Source organism: Micromonospora sp. ALFpr18c (assembly GCF_008868155.1).
Lineage (GTDB): Bacteria > Actinomycetota > Actinomycetes > Mycobacteriales > Micromonosporaceae > Micromonospora.
On the sequence record NZ_WBKR01000032.1, the window covers coordinates 18,762 to 36,888 of the forward strand.

At 73.9% G+C, this 18,127-nt stretch carries 18 protein-coding genes; 4 read left to right on the top strand and 14 right to left on the bottom strand.

Annotated elements, in window-relative coordinates; genetic code table 11:
• Positions 1-19: 19 nt before the first annotated feature.
• From F8271_RS09100 to F8271_RS09140, 9 genes are all read right to left on the bottom strand, one after another.
• Entirely contained in the window at positions 20-1,171 is a 1,152-nt protein-coding gene (locus F8271_RS09100; protein ID WP_151489253.1) for a cobalt-precorrin-5B (C(1))-methyltransferase, read from the bottom strand.
• Complete coding sequence (gene cobM, locus F8271_RS09105; RefSeq protein ID WP_151489254.1) at positions 1,168-2,001, bottom strand: precorrin-4 C(11)-methyltransferase; 834 nt, start codon at positions 1,999-2,001, stop codon at positions 1,168-1,170. Before cobM ends, F8271_RS09100 begins: the two co-directional genes overlap by 4 nt.
• Entirely contained in the window at positions 1,998-2,864 is an 867-nt protein-coding gene (locus F8271_RS09110) for a precorrin-2 C(20)-methyltransferase (RefSeq protein WP_151489255.1), read from the bottom strand. Before F8271_RS09110 ends, cobM begins: the two co-directional genes overlap by 4 nt.
• Entirely contained in the window at positions 2,861-4,216 is a 1,356-nt protein-coding gene (locus tag F8271_RS09115; RefSeq protein ID WP_151489256.1) for a cobyrinate a,c-diamide synthase, read from the bottom strand. The genes F8271_RS09110 and F8271_RS09115 overlap by 4 nt, the downstream gene beginning before the upstream one ends.
• Positions 4,210-4,821: a cob(I)yrinic acid a,c-diamide adenosyltransferase gene (gene cobO / locus F8271_RS09120; protein WP_151489257.1), complete on the bottom strand. Its 612-nt coding sequence runs from the start codon at positions 4,819-4,821 to the stop codon at positions 4,210-4,212. The genes F8271_RS09115 and cobO overlap by 7 nt, the downstream gene beginning before the upstream one ends.
• A gap of 106 nt (positions 4,822-4,927) precedes the next feature.
• Entirely contained in the window at positions 4,928-5,887 is a 960-nt protein-coding gene (locus tag F8271_RS09125) for a carbohydrate kinase (RefSeq protein WP_151489258.1), read from the bottom strand.
• Positions 5,884-7,149, bottom strand: a complete 1,266-nt coding sequence (locus F8271_RS09130; protein WP_151489259.1) for an AGE family epimerase/isomerase — start codon at positions 7,147-7,149, stop codon at positions 5,884-5,886. The genes F8271_RS09125 and F8271_RS09130 overlap by 4 nt, the downstream gene beginning before the upstream one ends.
• Positions 7,150-7,408: 259 nt before the next feature.
• Positions 7,409-7,834, bottom strand: a complete 426-nt coding sequence (locus F8271_RS09135) for a nucleoside deaminase (protein WP_151489260.1) — start codon at positions 7,832-7,834, stop codon at positions 7,409-7,411.
• Complete coding sequence (locus F8271_RS09140; protein ID WP_151489261.1) at positions 7,831-8,682, bottom strand: LLM class flavin-dependent oxidoreductase; 852 nt, start codon at positions 8,680-8,682, stop codon at positions 7,831-7,833. The genes F8271_RS09135 and F8271_RS09140 overlap by 4 nt, the downstream gene beginning before the upstream one ends.
• Before the next feature lie 51 nt (positions 8,683-8,733).
• On the opposite strand from F8271_RS09140, the gene F8271_RS09145 reads away from it, so the two are divergent.
• Complete coding sequence (locus F8271_RS09145; protein WP_192580204.1) at positions 8,734-9,600, top strand: aminoglycoside phosphotransferase family protein; 867 nt, start codon at positions 8,734-8,736, stop codon at positions 9,598-9,600.
• A gap of 32 nt (positions 9,601-9,632) precedes the next feature.
• Here F8271_RS09145 and F8271_RS09150 read toward each other — a convergent pair whose 3' ends face one another.
• A complete protein-coding gene (locus F8271_RS09150; protein ID WP_151489263.1) occupies positions 9,633-10,439 on the bottom strand; it encodes an Fpg/Nei family DNA glycosylase in 807 nt (268 codons plus the stop codon).
• 234 nt (positions 10,440-10,673) lie between these two features.
• On the opposite strand from F8271_RS09150, the gene F8271_RS09155 reads away from it, so the two are divergent.
• From F8271_RS09155 to rocD, 3 genes are all read left to right on the top strand, one after another.
• On the top strand, positions 10,674-11,459 hold the full coding sequence (locus F8271_RS09155; protein WP_225854297.1) for a DMT family transporter: 786 nt from the start codon (positions 10,674-10,676) through the stop codon (positions 11,457-11,459).
• 318 nt (positions 11,460-11,777) lie between these two features.
• Complete coding sequence (gene ddaH / locus F8271_RS09160; RefSeq protein WP_192580205.1) at positions 11,778-12,593, top strand: dimethylargininase; 816 nt, start codon at positions 11,778-11,780, stop codon at positions 12,591-12,593.
• Entirely contained in the window at positions 12,593-13,807 is a 1,215-nt protein-coding gene (rocD, locus tag F8271_RS09165; protein ID WP_192580206.1) for an ornithine--oxo-acid transaminase, read from the top strand. The genes ddaH and rocD overlap by 1 nt, the downstream gene beginning before the upstream one ends.
• Before the next feature lie 126 nt (positions 13,808-13,933).
• On the opposite strand, the gene F8271_RS09170 is transcribed toward rocD, so the two are convergent.
• The 4 genes from F8271_RS09170 to F8271_RS09185 all read right to left on the bottom strand — a co-directional run.
• Positions 13,934-15,088 carry an FHA domain-containing protein gene (locus F8271_RS09170; protein WP_151489266.1) on the bottom strand — a complete coding sequence of 385 codons (1,155 nt, stop codon included), beginning with the start codon at positions 15,086-15,088 and terminating at the stop codon, positions 13,934-13,936.
• Positions 15,085-15,378: a 4a-hydroxytetrahydrobiopterin dehydratase gene (locus tag F8271_RS09175; protein ID WP_151489267.1), complete on the bottom strand. Its 294-nt coding sequence runs from the start codon at positions 15,376-15,378 to the stop codon at positions 15,085-15,087. The genes F8271_RS09170 and F8271_RS09175 overlap by 4 nt, the downstream gene beginning before the upstream one ends.
• Positions 15,379-15,520: 142 nt before the next feature.
• Positions 15,521-16,570 carry an acyl-CoA desaturase gene (locus F8271_RS09180; RefSeq protein WP_151489268.1) on the bottom strand — a complete coding sequence of 350 codons (1,050 nt, stop codon included), beginning with the start codon at positions 16,568-16,570 and terminating at the stop codon, positions 15,521-15,523.
• A 130-nt stretch (positions 16,571-16,700) separates the two neighbouring features.
• Positions 16,701-18,127 (bottom strand): SCO7613 C-terminal domain-containing membrane protein (locus tag F8271_RS09185; protein ID WP_370461889.1); only part of this gene is annotated, 1,427 nt, incomplete at its 5' end.

Consider the following 18,127-nt stretch of genomic DNA (forward strand, 5'->3'; position numbering starts at 1 on the left):
GGCACCGGCTCGGTCGGCGTCACCGGGGCCACCGGCCCGAGGAGGCGACCACGCGCGCGCCGGCGAAGTCGACCATCGCCACGTCGACGGTGACCGTCGGCCCGGCGAACCGTCGCAGCACGTCGCGGACCCGCTGACAGAGCAGGTCACCGGCCGGGCCGAGTAGCCCGGCGGCCTCCCACAGCTCGTACGCGTGCCGACCGGTGTTCGCCTCGGTCACGGCGGCGACCAGCGCCGGATCGCCACCGGCGTCGGCGGTCACCGCGCCGAGCAGCGAGAGGTCCACCGTGGAGCGGGTGTAGTGGGTCATCAGCACACCGGCGGCGAGTTTGGCCAGCTTGCCGGCCATGCCGACGAAGACCACCCCGGTCATCGCGTCACCCACGGCGGCGGTCACCGCGGCGCCGGTGAAGTCGCCGACCTCGACGAAGCAGACCTCGGGCAGGTCGGGCAGCAGCGCGCGGGCGGCCCGCTCGGTGCGCCCGCCGGTGCACAGCACCACGGTCCGTTCACCCTGGGCGGCCATCACGTGCACGGCCTGCACGACGCTGGCCCGCCAGGAGGCGGTGGAGAAGGGACGAACGACCCCGGTGGTGCCGAGGATCGAGATGCCACCGAGGATGCCGAGCCGCCGGTTGGTGGTCTTGCGGGCCATGATCTCGCCCCGGGGCACGCTGATCACCACGTGGACGCCGACCTCGCCGAGGTCGACCACCTCGGCCACCGCCTCGCCGATCATCCGGCGGGGCGTGTCGTTGATCGCCGGGCCGCCGACCGCGAGCCCGAGGCCGGGCTTCGTGACCGTGCCCACGCCCGGCCCACCGGCCAACCGCAGACCGGGAACGTCGGCCCAGTGCACGGTCGCGGTCAACTCGGCGCCGTGGGTGACGTCCGGGTCGTCGCCGGCGTCCTTGACCACCACCGCCTCGGCGCGGGTCGGAGGGGTGCCGGTCACCTCGCACCGGGCCACCGGAAAGCGCACCCGCCGGCCGGCGGGTAGACCGATCTCCACCTCCGGCTGGGGCACACCGGTGACCAGCGCGGTGACCGCGGCCTTCGCCGCCGCCGTCGCGCAGGCGCCGGTGGTCCAGCCGGTGCGCAGCGCGGTGGGCCGGACCTTCGCGGTACGCGGCAGGTCCGGCTCGCGCAGCGGCGGCTCGGCGTACGTCACGGTGTGCCTGCCTCCCCGGCGCGGGCGCCGCTCTGGCGGCGCAACTCGGCGCGGGCGGCCGGCTCGGCCCGGCGGAAGGTGTGGAAGTGCCCGGGGTGGTAGAGGTGCGAACGGGTGCCCTCGGCGGCGAGCGCCGGCCCGACCAGGAACAGGGTGTGCTTCCACAGCTTGTGCTGCTTGACCGTCGCCTCCAGGGTGCCGACGGTGCAGCGCACCACCAGCTCGTCGGGCCAGGTCGCCTGGTACGCCACGACGGCCGGGGTGTCCGCCGGGTAGCCGCCGGCCAGCAGCTCGGCCTGCACCTGCCCGGAGCGGGCGGCGGAGAGGAACAGCGCCATGGTGGTGCCGTGCCGGGCGAAGTCGCGGACCCGTTCGCCGGGCGGCATCGGGGTCTTGCCACCTTCGAGGCGGGTGAGGATCACCGACTGGGCGACCTCGGGCACGGTCAGCTCCCGCCCGACGATCGCCGCGACGGCGGTGAACGAGGACACCCCGGGCACGATCTCGACGGCCAGGCCGAGCGCCCGGCACAGGTCGAGCTGCTCCTGCACGGCACCCCAGAGCGCCGGGTCGCCGGAGTGGATGCGGGCCACCCTCAGCCCCTGCTCGGCCGCCCGCTGGTAGAGCGGCAGCACCCCCTCGATGGGCAGCTGCGACGAGTCGACGATCTCCGCGTCGGGGCGGGCGTGGTCGAGGACGTCGGCGTGCACGAGGCTGGCCGCCCAGATCACGACGTCCGCCTCGGCGATCACCCGGGCGGCCCGCAGGGTCAGCAGGTCCGCCGCGCCCGGGCCGGCCCCGACGAACCACACCTTGCCGTCGCTGGTCACAGCTTTCCTCCTCGATGGTGGCGGCGGGCGGGGACCAGCAGCGTCGACAGGTACGGCAGGTCGTGCTCGGTGTCGTCGACTCCGCCGACGTGTTCGCCGGGCAGGCCGAGACTGCGGCCGAGAACGGCGTCGTCGAGCCGGCCCTGTCGGCGCAGCTCGGCGAGCAGTTCCGGATGCCGCCGCCAGCCCTTGTAGGCGACCACGGTGCCCGGCCCGGCGAGGGCGTCGGCGAACAGCGCCAGCCCGGCGGTGGCCGGCAGCAGGGTCAGCGGTTCGCGTCCCTCGCAGAGCGGGATGCCGCTGCGCGCGGCCAGCTCCTGCATGGCGGTGACGCCGGGCACGGTCGCCACCCGCACCGCCGGTCGCAGCGCCCGCACGCTCTGCGCCAGGTAGCCGAAGGTGGAGTAGACGTTCGGGTCACCGATGGTGGCGAACGCCAGCGACCGTCCGCCCGCGTCGACCGCCTCGGCCACCACCCGCGCGGCGGCGTCCCAGGCCGCCGCCCGTCGGGCGGTCACCCCACCCCGGTCGTCCAGGGCGAACGGCAGCCGCCGCACCCGGTCCGGGTCGACGTAGGACCGCACGGTCGCCTCCGCGCGCCCGGCGTCCGCGCCCGCCGTGGACCCGGTCGCCACGTCCGCGCCCGCCGTGGACCCGGTCGCCACGCCCGCGCCCGGCGGGGGCGGACCCGCGGTCGCGGTCGGCCCGAATCGATCCGCCATGACGGGTACGAAGACAACGTCGGCCTCACGCAGGACCCGCACGGCCTTGACGGTGAGCAGTTCCGGGTCGCCGGGTCCGACGCCGACCCCGGTCAGCGTGGCGTCGGTCGACCCGGCGGCTCGACGGGTGCCCGCGCTCATCGGCACGCCTCGACGAGGCGGCGGGCGGCGTCCGGGTGGCCGGCCCAGTGGGTGTGCAGGTAGGACGCGTGCACACGGCCGGCGACGAAGCCGTGCGCGGTGTCGTTCCAGCGCCACGCCGGCACGTCGCCGTGCTGCGGGTCGGTGGTGGTGCGGTGGAACTCGTGGCCGCGTACCGGCTCGCCCGCGGAGGCCACCGGGGAGTCGGTGACGGCCAGCGCCTGCCGGTAGCCGAGGGTGAGCCGGCCGGTCATCCGGGCGGTCAGGTCCAGCCGGCCGCACATCGGCACACCGTCCAGGGACCGTCCCAGGTAGAGCAGCCCCGCGCACTCGGCCACGATCGGCCCGTCGAAGTCGGCCAGGTCGGCGCGCAGCGTGGCGTTGGCGGCCAGCGCCTGGGCGTACGCCTCGGGGAAGCCGCCGCCGATCACCACCGCGCGGGTGCCGGTGGGCAGTGCCGGGTCACGCAGCGGGTCGACGGTGACCACGTCCGCGCCGGCGGCGGTGAGCAGTTCGGCGGTCTCCGCGTACGAGAAGGTGAAGGCCGGACCACCGGCGAGCGCGACCAGCGGTCGCTCGGTGTCGGCCGGCCCGCCGACGGCGGCGACCGGATCCCAGGCCGGGGCGGTCAGTGGCCCGGCGGTGCGGGCCAGGGCGAGCACCGCGTCCAGGTCCACGGTGGCCTCGACCAGTTCGGCGAGCGCGGTGACGATCGCGAGAGACTCGGGTGCCCGCTCGGCCACCGGCACCAGCCCGAGGTGTCGGGCCGGCGCGGCCACCTCGGCGGCGCGGGTGACCGCCCCGAGCACCGGTACGTCCACCTCGGCGAGGGCGTCGCGCAGCAGCGTCTCGTGTCGGGGTGAGCCGACCCGGTTGAGGATCACGCCGCCGATCCGCACCGAGGGGTCGAAGCCGGCCATGCCCAGTGTCAGCGCGGCGGCCGAGCGGCCCTGCGCGGTGGTGTCGAGCACCAGCAGCACGGGCGCGTCGATGAGCCGGGCGACGTGCGCGGTGGAGGCGAAGTCGCGGCGGCCGACCGCGCCGTCGTGCAGGCCCATCACGCCCTCCACCACGGCGATGTCGGCGGGTGTGGGGAGGCTCGCGCCGTGGCGCAGCAGCGGCGCGATGCGCTCGGCGCCGACCAGGAACGGGTCGAGGTTGCGCCCGGGGCGTCCGGCGGCGAGCGCGTGGTAGCCGGGGTCGATGTAGTCCGGGCCGACCTTGTGTGGGCTGACCGTCAGGCCACGGCGGCGCAGCGCGGCGAGCAGCCCGGTGGCGACGGTGGTCTTGCCGTGGCCGCTGGCCGGCGCGGCGATCACCACCCGGGGCAGCGCCCAGTGCGTGCTCACCACTCGATGCCCTTCTGGCCCTTCTGGCCGGCGTCCATCGGGTGCTTGACCTTGGTCAGCTCGGCCACCAGGTCGGCGGCGGCGACCAGACGCGGGTCGGCGTCCCGGCCGGTGATCACCACATGTTGGAAGCCGGGCCGGTCGGCCAGGGTGGCGACGACCTCGTCGACGTCCACCCAGCCCCACGTCATCGGGTAGGTGAACTCGTCCAGCACGTACAGCCCGTAACGCTCGGCGGCCAGGTCGCGCTGGATCTGCCGCCAGCCCTCCAGGGCGTCGGCGGCGTGGTCGGCGTCGCCGCCGCGCTGGATCCAGGACCAGCCCTCGCCCATCTTGTGCCAGGCCACCGGCGCGCCCTGGCCGGTACGCTCGTGCACCTCGCCGAGCGCCCGGAAGGCGGTCTCCTCACCCACCCGCCACTTGGCGCTCTTGACGAACTGGAACACCCCGACCGGCATGCCGGCGGTCCACGCCCGCAACGCCAACCCGAAGGCCGCCGTCGACTTTCCCTTCATCTGTCCGGTGTGGACCATCAGCAGTGGCCGGTGTCGTCGCTGCCGGGTCGTCAACCCGTCAGCAGGCACGTGACTCGGCTGTCCCTGCGGCATCAGCATCTCCCCATCCCGCGGACGTTCCCGCGATCTTGCAGCTTCTGTTGGTCATATGCGCGCTTCGCCCCGTTATGCCGCGACAGAAAGTGCACGATCGCGGGAGTCAGCTGGTGGTGGTGGGGTGCAGCAGGGCTTCGACCTCGGCGCGGCGGGGCGGGTCGGCACCCCGCCGGCCGCAGGTCAGCGCCGCCACCGTCGCGGCCTGCCGGAGCACCTCCGCCCACTGCTGCGCGGTCACCGCGGCGAGCCGATCGGCCGGCCGGTCACCGAGCGCGTCGAGAGCGGCGAGCGCGGCCAGCAGGCCACCGGTGAACGAGTCGCCGGCGCCGACGGTGTCGACCACCGTGGTACGCACCACGGGTTGCTCGAGCAGCGCACCGTCCGGGGCGAGCAGCCAGGCGCCCTCCCCACCCCGGGTCACCACCGCGCAGGACACCCCGGCCTCCCGCCAACCGGCCAGCACGTCGGACACCGTCCGGTCCGGGTAAAGCCAGGCCAGGTCCTCGTCGCTGGCCTTCACCAGGTGCGCGAGGCCCACCTGCCGTCGTACCCGCGCCTGCTCCGCCGCCCGGTCCGTGACGATGCTCGGACGCAGGTTGAGGTCGATCGAGACGGTGAGCCCGTCGCGACGGTGTTCGCGGGCGAGCAGGCCCTCCAGCACCTGCGCGCCGGGGGCCAGGGCGAGTGCGAGCGACCCGGTGTGCAGGGCGGTCGCCGGTGACCCGGCCAGCTCGGGCAGCTCCTGCGGCGTCCACTGCCAGTCCGCCGTGCCGGCCAGCCGGAACTCGTAGCTGGCCTGGCCGGCGGCGTTCAGGGTGGCCACCGCCACCGACGTGGGCTCGTCGGCGCGTACCGCCCAGGCCAGATCCACCCGGTTGGCGCTCAGGTACTCGGTGAGCTGCCGGCCGTACTCGTCGGTGCCGATCCGCGCCAGCAGGCGCACCGGCTCGTCGAGGCGCGCCAGGGTGACCGCCACGTTCGCCGGGGAGCCACCCGGCACCGCCCGTTGCCCTTCGGCACTGACCACCAGGTCGATCAGTGCCTCACCCGCGACCACGATCACGCGGTCACCTCGCCCGGGGCGAGCGGGCCGGTGCCGCCGAGACCGTCGGCCGACCGGGACAGCAGCACCGCCTGGTATGCGTGGTAGACGTCCGGTCGGCCGTGCCAGACCGTGTCGGCGGGACGGTTCTGCGGGTCCAGCTCGTGCCGCCATCCGGTGCCGTCGACGAGGTAGCGGCGGGCGTACGCCCAGAACACCCGGTACCAGTCGGCGTAGACGGCGTCGCCGGTACGCCGGTGCAGGGTGACCGCCGCACCGACCGCCTCGGCCAGCACCCAGTGCATCCGGGAGCGGACCACCGGCCGGTCGTCCCAGTCGATCGTGTAGACGAAGCCGTCCGCGCCGTCCACCGCCCAGCCGCGTCGGACGGAGGCCGCGAACAGGGCGCGCGCGTCGTCGAGCAGCCAGCGCGGTGGCTGCGGCAGGACCGCCTCCAGTTCCAGCAGCAGCCGGGCCCATTCCAGCCAGTGCCCGATGGTGGAGCCGTACGGCCGGAACGGGTCGGCGGGCCGGTCCCGGTTGTAGTCGGGCAGCGGCGCCCAGTCGGCGGTGAAGTGCTCGGGCAGCCGCCAGTCGTGGCGTGCGACCTCACCGTGCACCAGGTGGGTGCCGATCAGCAGGGCCCGGTCGGTCCAGCTGGTGTCCCCGGTGGCGGCGGCAGCGGCGAGGAATGCCTCGACCATGTGCATGCTGCTGTTCGCGCCGCGGTAGTCCTCGGTGACCGTCCAGTCCCGGTTCCACGATTCGCGGACCGCACCGGCGTCGTCGTCCCAGAACCGGTCCCGAACCACGGCCTGCGCGTCGGCGAGCAACCGGTCCGCGCCGGGCCGGCCGGCGCGGGCCGCGCTGGACGCGGCGAGCAGCACGAACGCGTGGTCGTAGCCGGCCTTACGGTCGTTGACGGGCGCGCCCTGCTGGTCCACCGCGCTGAACCACCCGCCGTACCGCTCGTCGCGCAGCAGTGTGCTCAGCGCGGCGATGCCGTGGTCGACCAGGGCGGCGGCGTCCGGGTCGCCGTTGCGGTGGGCGAGGGCGGCCACGTGGGTCATCCGGCAGGTGATCCAGGTGTAGACCGGTTCGCCGCGGTCCGGGGTGCGGTCGTCGGTGAGCCACCAGAAACCGCCCTCGGGCCGGATCGACCGGCCGGCCGTGTCGAGCAGCGTGCGGGTCTGGTCGGCGAGGAACTCGTCGAGGTCGAGCAGGTCGGGTGACCCGGCAGGAGCGGGGGTCGTTGCGGCGTCGGATCGGGGCACGTCGGTCATCTCAGCTGGTCACCGTCGGGAAGGGAAGGGACATACGGCCAGGATCGGCGGACGGACCTGGTCCGCGCCGGAAAACCGTCAACGGGACACCGCGAGTGCCGGAACGATCCGAAAGGATCATGAGTACGTTTCCCTCGCCTTTGTCCGTTGACATCGTTGTCACTGTTCAACCCTGCTCCGGCAGGCGTCCGACTGTCAATTCCACCTGCGTCAGGGCACGGCCGAGCAGCACCGGATGGGACCGGGCCCGCCACGCCCGTCAGTAGTAGTCGTCGATCGGCCGACGCGCCTCGTCGAACAGCGCCGGCCCCTCGTAGCGGACCGGGGGCAGCGGCGGGGTGGCCGGCTTGACCTCCTCGAACTGCTCGCTGGACAGGGCGTACACCACCCGGCCGAGCCCGGACCGGTCGATGGCGGTCGCGCACATCGGGCAGGGCTGACAACTGGTGAACATCGTGGTGCCGGCGGCCACCTCGGGAGGGAGTTCCCGAGCGGCCCAGCGGGCCAGCTTCAGCTCCGGATGCGCGGTGATGTCCGAGTCGGAGACCACCGTGTTGCGGTCCTCGATCAGGACGACACCGTCCGCGCCGACCAGCAACGAGCCGAACGGCCGTTCGCCGGACGCCCCCGCCTCGTTGGCGATCTCCACGGCGCGGCGGAGGAACGTCTCGTCGTCGGGTGTCATCGGACCTCCTGGGATCGGTGGTACGCGGCCACGGCCGCAAGGGTCCGCCAGGCGCGTTCGGGCTGGCGGATCTCGGTCAGGTCGTCGTTGAACGGGTCGAGCACCACCGTCTCCGCGCCGAGCGAACGGATCTGGTCGATGTCGGCGATGATCTGGTCGATGGTGCCGACACCGGCGAGCCGGTCCGGGGCGGTGATCGGCTCAGAGGTCTCGCGCAGCGCGGTGCGCGGCACCACCGCGGGCACCGGACGACCCTGCTCGTCCGCGATGATCTTCAGTCGGCCGACCGCCTCGGCCAACTGTCCGGGCGCGACCCGCAGCGGATGCCAGGCGTCACCGAGCAGTACCGCGCGGCGCATACCGGCGTCGCTGTTGCCGCCGACCCAGATCGGGATCGCACCGCTGTCGTAGTCCTCGGTGTCCTGCCAGGCCGCACGCATGGCGCGCAGGTATTCGTCGGTCAGCGCGCCGCGCCGCCCGAACGGCACGCCAAGCGCCTCGAACTCCTGCCGGGCCCAACCCACGCCCACACCGAGGACGAGCCGGCCGCCGCTGAGACGGTTGAGGTTCGCCGCCATCCGGGCGGTGAGCAGCGGGTGCCGGTACGGGACGATGAGCACCGTGGTGCCCAGCCGGACCCGGCTGGTCACCCCGGCCAGCCAGGACAGCGTGGTGAACGGTTCGTAGAACGGCGCCGGATACTGCTCGGCCACGTCCGGGGTCACCACGATGTGGTCGGAGACCATCAGCAGGTCGAAGCCGAGGCCCTCGACCGTCTGCGCCCACCGTCGCAGCACGTCGGGGTCGGTGCCCGGGGCGAAGTTCGGAACGTTCACGCCAATCCGCACGCTAGCCATTGTGGACTCTCGACGGCGCGTTGGATGGCCCATGATGGGCGGATGGACCTACCCGAGGGCCTCGACTGGGTGAACGCGACACCGTCCGGGCGGGCCTGGCTGGCCGCACTCCCGACCTGGCTGGCGGAGTGCGCCGAGCAGTGGTCGCTGCGACCCGGCCCACCCTTCCGGTACGCGTACGCGTCACTGGCGCTCCCCGCCGACCTGCCGGACGGCACGGCCGCGGTGCTGAAGCTCCAGTACCCGGACGAGGACAGCCGGCACGAGGCCGACGCGCTGGCCCGCTGGGACGGCGACGGGACGATCCGGCTGCTCGCCCACGACCCCGCGCGCCGTGCCCTGCTGGTGGAGCGCTGCCGACCCGGCACCCCGCTGCACGAGCTGCCCATGGACCGGGCGCTGGACGTGGTGACCGGACTCCTCCCCCGGCTGTGGCGACCCGCCGGCGCACCCTTCACCCCGCTGGCCGATGAGGCCGCCGGCTGGATCGACCGGATGCCCCGGGCCTGGGATCGCGCCGGCCGGCCGTACGAGCGCCGACTGCTCGACGCGGCGCTGGCCCTGCTCACCGATCTGGTGCCGAGCCAGGGTGAGCAGGTGCTCGTCAACCAGGACCTGCACGCCGGCAACGTGCTCACCGCCGACCGGGAACCCTGGCTGGCGATCGATCCGAAGCCGCTCACCGGTGAGCGGGAGTTCTCCGTCGTGCCGATGGTCCGTGGCCAGGAGCTGGGTCACTCGCCGGCCGCCGTCCGACACCGACTGGACCGGCTCAGCGCGGAACTGGGGCTGGACACCGAGCGGGTCCGGGGCTGGACGATCGGGCACACGCTGGCCTGGAGCATCGCCGATCAGGTCGTCTTCCCGCACCAGATCGAGGTGGCCCGCTGGCTGCTCGACGGGCACTGACCGACACCGTCGCCGATCGTGGTGCCGTCGGCTCAGGCCTGGCAGGTGCGGCACCAGTAGAGGTTGCGGCCGGCCAGCTCGCCGCGGCTGACCTCGGTACCGCAGACGTGGCAGGGCGCGCCGGGGCGGCGGTAGACGTACACCTCTCCGCCGTGGCGGTCCATCCGGGGCGGCCGGCCCAGGACCTCCGGCAGGTGCGCGTCGCGGACGGTGTCGATCCGGCCGTGCGCGACGGCGAGGCGCATCAGCGCGACCAGGTCGGCCCAGAGCACGTCCCAGCCGTCGCGGGTCAGGAGGCGGCCGGGCAGCGTCGGCGGCAACCCGGCCCGGAACAGCGCCTCGGTCACGAAGATCAGCCCGGTGCCGGCCACCACCGACTGGTCCAGCAGCAGCGCGGCGAGGGGCGTCGGGCTGCGGGAGATCCGGGCGTACGCCCGCTCGGGATCGGCGTCGGCGCGCAGCGGGTCCGGCCCGAGGCGGGCCCGCAGGGCCGCCACCTCGGGCGGGGTGAGCAGCTCGCAGGCCGTGGGGCCGCGCAGGTCCAGCCAGTGCCGGTCGCTGGCCAACCGCAGCCGCACCTGGCCCACCGGTTCCGGCGGCTCCCCCGACCCGTCGGTGAACGTGCCGTACAGCCCGAGGTGCACGTGCAGGGTCAGCTCGCCGGCGTAGTGGTGCAGCAGGTGCTTGCCGTACGCCTCGGTGCTCTCCAGGACCGTGCCGGAGAGCCGGGCCGCGCCCTCGGCGAAGCGGCCCTGCGGGCTGCTGGCGTGCGGCTTGTCGCCGGCGAACAGGTCGGCGTGGCGGGCCGCCAGGCGGTGGATCGTGTGTCCCTCTGGCACGGGTGCCAAGGATAGCCAGCGGCGCTCGGCCGGATCGGGCGAGCTGTGCGGCGACGTCAGCCCGGGCGCGACCCCCTGACGCCGGCCACGAACGCGGCCCAGGCGATCAGGGCGCGCGTCGGGAGCCGTACCCGGGATTGGTGTCAGGAAACGCCCAGGTGGGTATTTGGGGGTCGACACCGCGTGGGTGCCACCCTTTCCGTCGGCCACCACGCATTCAACAGGAGGTGTGTAGTGGTCAGGATTCCTTCGCTGTCCCGCCGGTCCGAGCCGGCACCGACGCGGGACGAGAACCTCGACGGCCGCGTGGACGGCCGCGACACCCCGGTCACCAACCGAGACAACACGACGCTGGCCGAGGGCCGGTCCGACGGCGAGGCCGCCGGCCGACCGGTGGTCACCGACCGGGACGCCGACCAGACGACGTACCGCAGCACCGCCGCGACCGGCGACCAGACCAGCGAAGCCGAGCGACGGGCCGCCGAGCGCGCGGCCGTGGCCCGGGCCGCGACCGCCCGGCCGGTGGAGGGCGACGCCCGAGCCGTCGCCACGCCGACCCCGACGCGTGATCGCACCGCCGAGCGGGACGTCGACCTCGACCGGAACCGGGCCACGCGGCCGGCCGACACCACCGACCGGCCGGTCGACCCGACGCCGGAGCGGACCGCACCGGAGCCGCCGGTGACGCGCGGCCCGAAGCCACGGGCCAGCCTGCTCGCCACCCTCGGCCTGATCGTGTCCGTCGCCGGTGCGCTGTTCGTGCTGACCGGCACCCTGGCCGGGTACGGCATCGGGCTCGGCGCGGTCGGCGCGGTGCTGTCGGTGCTCGGCCTGATGGCCACCCGCCGCCGGCACGTCGCCGGCAAGACCGACGCGCTGTTCGGCGTGCTGATCGGTCTGACCGCGGTGGTGCTCGGGGTGCTGGCGATGACCGGCCAGTTCGTCTGGCCGACCACCGACGGCGACTGGGTGCAGCGCTTCCGCGAGTGGCTTGACTCACAGTTTGTCGATCGGTTCTAGCGGGCACTGTTCGGCTCGCCGGTGGTGCACCGGCGAAAGACCCGGCGGTTCGCCGGCAGCCCGAACGATCCGGTGGTTCACCGGGGGCAACACCCTTTCAGGGGCGGCGATTCGCCGCCCCTGAAGTGTTTCCGGGGTACGGCGAAGCGCAGACGCAACGAATCGCAGCCGACAGTGGCGCAGACGCAACGAATGTTCGGTCTGCGCAACTCTCGATGGTGGATCCTGCCACTGGCGCCGCATAACGTTGAGCAACGGCGCCAGCCCGTGGGCCACGGTGGCCGGGCGCGCCCGACCCCTGGGAGCAGGACAATGACGATGGACGCCACCAGCCAGCGCCTGTTGATGTGCCGGCCGACGTACTTCGCCGTCGACTACGCCATCAACCCCTGGATGGACCCGAGCGCGCCGGTCGACGCCGCGCTGGCCGTCCGCCAGTGGGAGCAGCTGCGCCAGACGTACCGCGGCCTGGGCCACACCGTCGAGGAGATCACTCCGGTGCCCGGCCTGCCCGACATGGTGTTCGCCGCCAACGGTGGCACCGTGATCGACGGCAAGGCGATGGCGGTGCAGTTCCGCGACCCGCAGCGCGCCGACGAGGCGCCGGCCTACCGGGCCTGGTTCGAGGCCGCCGGCTTCGAGATGTACGACCCGAAGCACGTCAACGAGGGTGAGGGCGACGTCCTGCTGGCCGGCGACCACCTGCTGGCCGGCACCGGCTTCCGCACGGCGCACGCCTCGCACGCCCAGCTGCAGGAGGTCTTCGGCTACCCGGTGATCACCATGCAGCTGGTCGACCCGCGGTTCTACCACCTGGACACCGCGCTGACCGTGCTCGACGAGCGGACCGTCGCGTACCTGCCGGAGGCGTTCTCCCCCGGCAGCCAGGCCGTACTGCGCCGGCTCTTCCCCGACGCGATCCACGCCACCATGGCCGACGCGGAGGTGCTGGGCCTGAACGCGGTCAGCGACGGCCGGCACGTGGTGCTGCCGGCGCAGGCCACCGACCTGGCCGCCACGCTGCGCGACCGGGGCTACGAGACCATCGGTGTCGACCTGTCCGAGCTGCGTAAGGCCGGCGGCGGACCGAAGTGCTGCACGCTGCGACTCCGTCAGGGAAAGGCACGCAAGTGATCGTGGATGACATCCTGCGTACGCCGGGAGCGGTCCGGGACGCCGAGCGCTGGACGGCGCACAACTACCACCCGCTGCCGGTGGTGATCTCGTCCGCCGAGGGCGCGTGGCTCACCGACGTGGACGGCCGCCGCTACCTGGACTGCCTGGCCGGCTACTCGGCGCTGAACTTCGGCCACCGGCACCCGCAGCTGATCGCCGCCGCGCACGCCCAACTGGACCGGCTGACCCTGACCAGCCGGGCGTTCATCCACGACCAGTTCGCCGACTTCTGCCGGGAGCTGGCCGAGCTGTGCGGCAAGGACCTGGTGCTGCCGATGAACACCGGCGCCGAGGCGGTGGAGACCGGGATCAAGGTGGCCCGCAAGTGGGGCTACCAGGTCAAGGGCGTCCCCGCCGGGCAGGCCAACATCGTGGTCGCCGAGGGCAACTTCCACGGCCGGACCACCACCATCGTGAGCTTCTCCACCGACGAGGACGCCCGCGCCGACTTCGGGCCGTACACCCCCGGTTTCACGGTCGTGCCGTACGGCGACCTGGAGGCGCTGACCGCCGCGATCGACGAGAACACCGTGGCCGTGCTGCTGGAGCCGATCCAGGGCGAGCAGGGCGTGGTGGTGCCGCCGGAGGGCTACCTACCGGGCGTCCGCGAGGTCTGCACCGAGCGCAACGTGCTGTTCATCGCCGACGAGATCCAGTCCGGCCTGGGGCGTACCGGCGCGACCTTCGCCTGTGACCACGAGGGCGTCGTACCGGACATGTACCTGCTGGGCAAGGCGCTCGGCGGCGGCATCGTGCCGGTCTCCGCGGTGGCCGCGAACGCCGACGTGCTGGGCGTGCTCAAGCCCGGCCAGCACGGCTCCACCTTCGGCGGCAACCCGCTGGCCTGCGCGGTCGCCATCGAGGTGGTCCGGCTGCTCGCCACCGGCGAGTTCCAGCGCCGCTCGGCCGAGCTTGGCGAGCGGCTGCGGGCCGGCCTGGAAGGGCTGGTCGGCAAGGGCCTGGTGGCGGTACGCGTCCGTGGCCTGTGGGCCGGTCTGGACATCGACCCGGCGTTGATGAGTGGGCGGGAGGCGTGCGAACGACTCGCCGAGCGTGGCGTGCTCGCCAAGGACACCCACGGCTCCACCATCCGGCTCGCCCCGCCGCTGGTCATCACCGAGGAGGAGATCGACCTGGCGGTGGCCCAGCTCGCCGCCGTGCTGGCCGGTTGACGGACCGCGCTGGCCAAGATCTGCGCAACTACGGGAAAGTGCTGCCTCGGACGGTGTCGAGGCAGCACTTTCCCCGTTCTTGTGCGGATCTTGGCGCACCGCACCGCACCGCACCGCAGGGGCGCGTCAGGGGCGGGGTAGGCGCATCGCCATCGTCGGGGCCTCGGCCATCACCGAGGTCGGGGTGAACGGGGCGCCGCTCGGCAACTCCTCGGCCCGACCGATCTGCACCCCGGGGTACAGCTCGATCATGTCGTTCTCGCCGAGCACCCGGGACTGCTGCGGGGCCAGCGGGATGCGGTCCGACTCGGCCATCGAACCGCCCGGGCGGATGCCGGAGCCGTTGGTGCTCACATCGGTGACGATGACCTCGCCGACCCGCAGCTCGAAGCGGACGTGACCCCGGCTGATCCACCGCCGGGCCTCGTCGTTGAGCCACTGCCCGAGCATGATCCCGCCGTCCTGCTCCGGAGCCCGGCCGGCCACCACCGGCTGTTCGTCGCTGAGCACGAACCGCCGCCGGACCAGCCCGCCGACGCGCACCGCCAGCACCTCCGTACGCGGACGCGGGCCGCCGTCACCGAGGCGTACGCCGTGCCGGGGGCAGGTTGGTACGCCGTTGCGCAGCGCGGGCGGTGGCTGCGCCGCCGGGCTGCGGTCCGCTCCTCCGGCCAGGTCGGCGAACGCGCCACCCCCGCCACCGCCGCCGAACAGCGCGCAGCCCGACTCCGGGCAGCGCCACTGGCGGGCCAGCAGCTTCACGCCGGTCGGCGAACGCTTGCCGGCCACCGGCGAGTGCCCGCCGCCGACGTGTGCGATGAACACCGGCCCGCCGGCGCCGGGCACCGGGGCGACGACCCGACCGGGCTGCTCGACCAGCCACGGGAACCGGCCGCGCAGCCCGTCGAAGCGGACCCGGCTGAGCACCGGCAGACCGAGCAGGTCGGCCACCTCCAGCATCCGGTCGCCCGGGTTGTCGAGCACCTCGACGAGGCCGTCGTCGGCCCAGCGGCGCACCACCATCCGCTCGTTCGAGGTGAGGTCGGCGTCGGAGAGCAGCGCCCGGTGCACGACCGCGTAGACCTGGACGCTGTCCTCCTCCAGCTCGCGGGAGAGCGCGTCGATGACCATGCCGAGGCGCAGCAGGCTGGCCGGCCGACCGCCGTCGATGTCCTGGTAACGGATGATCTCGGCCAGGTCGACCACGGCCCGAGCCAGCGACGGGTCCGTGCAGACCCGCCCCTCGATGGCGTCCAGAACCTTGCTGATCTCGAATCTCATGCCGCACTCCGGACGATGTCGTCAATCCGCCGGGCCAACTCGAAGTCCCGGTAGGTGACCCCACCGGCCGAGTGCGTGACACAGCGGAAGGTCAGGGTCCGCCACCGGATGTCGATGTCGGGATGGTGGTCAAGCTCCTCGGCCACCGTCGCCACCCGGTCCACCACCGCGATGGCTGCCGGGAAACTGCCGAGCTGGGCCGTACGACCGATGCCGGTCGGGTCGCCCGACCAGTCGGGCAACCGGCCCAGCTCTTCTCGCACCGCGTCCGCGGTGAGCAGGTCTGCCATGAGCAGACCCTACCGGTGGCGCGTACGGCGGGCCGTACGCGCCACCGAGGTCCGGCTCACCGGACGATCAACGACGATGGGGCGGCATCGTCAGATGTCACCCCCGATCAGTCCTCGCAACAGCCGCGCAGCGGCCCTTGGATCAGCCGCGCAGCGGCCGGCCCACCTCGTGCAGGTGGCCGAGTGCCTGCCGGTACGACTCGACCAGCCCGGTCTCCGCGTACGAGATGCCCTGCTCGACGCAGTAGGCGCGGACGATCGGCTGGGCCCGGCGCAGGTTGGCCCGGGGCATGTTCGGGAACAGGTGGTGCTCGATCTGGTAGTTGAGCCCGCCCAGCGCGGTGTCCACCAGCCGGCTGCCGCGCACGTTGCGGGAGGTCAGCACCTGCTTACGCAGGAAGTCCAGCTCGTCCTCGGCGGTCGGCATCGGCATGCCCTTGTGGTTGGGCGCGAACGCGCAGCCCATGTAGAGGCCCCACAGCGCCTGGTGCACGACGGCGAAGAGCAGCGCCTTGACCGGCGACATGACCGCCAGCAGCAGCGCCACGTACCCGACGGTGTGCACGCCGAGCAGCGCCGCCTCGACGGCCCGGTGCCGCATCGGGACGGTGTACCGGCCGTTCTCCCGGCCGATGATCGCCCGGATGCTCGCCACGTGCAGGCTCAGGCCCTCGAGCAGCAGCATCGGGAAGAAGAAGTACGCCTGCCGCCGAGCCATCCACCGGCCGAAGCCCCGGGTCTCGATCGCCTGCTCGGGTGTCCACACCAGGGCGCCCGCGCCGACGTCCGGGTCTTCGTCCTCGTGGTTCGGGTTGGCGTGGTGCCGGTTGTGCTTGTCGACCCACCAGCCGTAGCTGATCCCGACCGCCACGTTGCCGGCCAACAACCCGACCAGCTCGCTGGGGCCGCGCCGCCGGAACATCTGACGGTGCCCGGCGTCGTGCCCGAGGAACGCGACCTGGGTGGTGGCGACCGCCATCGCGGCCGCGAGCGGCAGCTGCCACCAGGAGTCACCGACGAGGAGCACGGCGACCCAGCCGGCCACGAAGGCGCCGAGGGTGAGCACGATGCGGGTGACGTACCAGCCGGGGCGCCGCTCCAACAGGCTCGCCTGGCTGATCCGTCGGGACAACTGTGCGTAGTCACTGCCTCGCCGTCGTACCGGCGGTTCTGCCACCGCTCCGAGCGCCATCGCTGCTCCCGATCCACTTACGCCCGTACCGGGTTGGTTCGGGCCTAATGTCAAGTGTCCGGGCAGCGGTCGCGCTGAGTAACCCTGACAACCCCCGAATGGGGGGTAGGGCGGGCCCTACCCCCACGACTCAGCCGAGCCTGGTCACTGCGGCCCGCAGCCGGGCCAGGTCGCGTCGGCGTCGCTCGTAGGTGGCGGCGAGCCCGACCAGCGCCAGCCCGCCGAGCGCCAGGTAGATCCATCGGGGCAGCAGGTCCCAACCCCGGATCAGTTCGTGCAGCGCCAGCAGGGTCAGCGCGCCGCCGCCGAGCAGCACGGGAGCCTGCCAGCGGCGGGCCGCTCCGGCCAGCACCACGCTCAGCGCCGCCGCACCGAGCAGTAGCCGCCGCCACGGCTGCGGATCCGGCCCGGCCAGCACCGACACCAGGCTCGGCAGCAGCGCCGCGACAAGCCCCGGGCCGAGGGCCGGCCAGCTGGTCAGCCCCGGCCTGGTCCGCAGGGCCAGCAGGCCCGCGCCGAGGGCGAGGGCCGCGGCCGGCAGGGTGTACGCCTCCAGCACCGTCACCCCGCCGGCGGCCAGCAGCACCCACGCCCCAACCAGCTCGCTGCCCGCGGCGATGCCGGCGAACGTCCACCGGCGTCCGGCCGGCTCGCCCCGACGCAGCAGCCGCAACGCCACGGCGACACCCCAGAGCACGCAGACGGTTGCGAGGTGCCGCGCCACCTCGACGGCGAGCACGGCCGCCACCAGCGCCACCACCTGCGCGGCGGCGTCCAGCACCCGTCCGGGTCGGGCCTGCGCCGTCGCCGTCCGGCTGGTCGCGGCGACCGCCCGCGCCGGGCTGGTCGCGGCGGCGACGGCCAGGACCAGCGCGGCCACCGCCAGCAACGGGTACGCCGCCGACCGCAGCGGCTGCCCGGCGGCGAGCGGTGCGGTCACCGCCAGAGCCGATGCGGCGCCCACCGCCGCGAGGTACCCCACGACCCGCACCTCGACCGTCCGCGCCCCGACCGCGACGATCACCGCCGTCACCAGCAGCACCGCCTCGGCGGCGAGCGTGCCGGCCCGGGTGGCGAACAGCCCCAGCACGCCGGAGGCGACCAGCACCGCCCCCACCGGTACGGCGGTCGGCGCGAGCGCCGGGCGCGGTGCGGCCAGGGCGGCGAGCAGCAGCGCGGCCACACCGGCGAGCAGCACGGCACCCGGGAGCACCGGCCAGGGCACACCGACCGCGACGAGCAGCACCGGCAGTGCCCCGGCGGCGAACGGCAGCGCGGCCAGCACCGGGAGGCGGCTCGGTCGACCCGCCAGGACGGCGGCCACCGCCAGCGCGACCAGTGCCAGCCCGACGGGGTACGCCGCCGAGTCGGCGACGACGGTCGGCACCCCCGACCAGAGCCGGCCCCCGCTGCCGTACGGCGACACGAGCGCGGACAGCATCGTCGGCAGGGCCGCCAGCACGGCCACCGCCCCCAGCACTGCACCCGCCACCACCAGCACGCCCGGACGGCCGACCGCCGACGGCCCCCCGACCGCCGGCGATCGGCCCACCACCG

Coding starts and splice junctions, on each gene's coding strand:
- F8271_RS09110 (WP_151489255.1), bottom strand. CDS start 2,864: ATGAGCGCGGGCACCCGTCGAGCCGCCGGGTCGACCGACGCCACGCTG.
- cobO (WP_151489257.1), bottom strand. CDS start 4,821: ATGCCGCAGGGACAGCCGAGTCACGTGCCTGCTGACGGGTTGACGACC.
- F8271_RS09130 (WP_151489259.1), bottom strand. CDS start 7,149: ATGACCGACGTGCCCCGATCCGACGCCGCAACGACCCCCGCTCCTGCC.
- F8271_RS09135 (WP_151489260.1), bottom strand. CDS start 7,834: ATGACACCCGACGACGAGACGTTCCTCCGCCGCGCCGTGGAGATCGCC.
- F8271_RS09145 (WP_192580204.1), top strand. CDS start 8,734: ATGGACCTACCCGAGGGCCTCGACTGGGTGAACGCGACACCGTCCGGG.
- ddaH (WP_192580205.1), top strand. CDS start 11,778: ATGGACGCCACCAGCCAGCGCCTGTTGATGTGCCGGCCGACGTACTTC.
- F8271_RS09170 (WP_151489266.1), bottom strand. CDS start 15,088: ATGAGATTCGAGATCAGCAAGGTTCTGGACGCCATCGAGGGGCGGGTC.
- F8271_RS09175 (WP_151489267.1), bottom strand. CDS start 15,378: ATGGCAGACCTGCTCACCGCGGACGCGGTGCGAGAAGAGCTGGGCCGG.
- F8271_RS09180 (WP_151489268.1), bottom strand. CDS start 16,570: ATGGCGCTCGGAGCGGTGGCAGAACCGCCGGTACGACGGCGAGGCAGT.